This is a genomic window from Hymenobacter sediminis (assembly GCF_003231285.1).
Lineage (GTDB): Bacteria > Bacteroidota > Bacteroidia > Cytophagales > Hymenobacteraceae > Hymenobacter > Hymenobacter sediminis.
On sequence record NZ_QKNS01000068.1, the window covers coordinates 1 to 264 of the forward strand.

1 protein-coding gene is annotated in these 264 nt (G+C 62.1%); it reads right to left on the bottom strand.

Going from position 1 to position 264, the window contains the following annotated elements:
* A partial coding sequence (locus DNI29_RS25430; RefSeq protein WP_369073980.1) for an SDR family NAD(P)-dependent oxidoreductase occupies positions 1–261 on the bottom strand: 261 nt, incomplete at its 3' end.
* Positions 262–264: the final 3 nt, after the last annotated feature.

Here is a 264-nt window from a genome sequence, read left to right on the forward strand (position 1 = left end):
GGCCGGTACGTACTGGATGGCGGCCGTGAAGTCGGCGCGCACCGTGCCCGGCACGATGGTGCGCACCTGAAAGTTGAACTGGTGCACTGGGTATTGCAACCCTGCCATGAAGCCCTCCACGGCGAATTTCGTGGCGTTGTAGACGCTGTAGAGCGGGAAGGCCATATGTCCTCCCACGGAGGTAGTGGTCAGAACAAGTCCCTGCCTGCGTTCCCGACAATGGGCCAGCACGGCGCGCGTCACGTTCATCGCCCCGTACACATT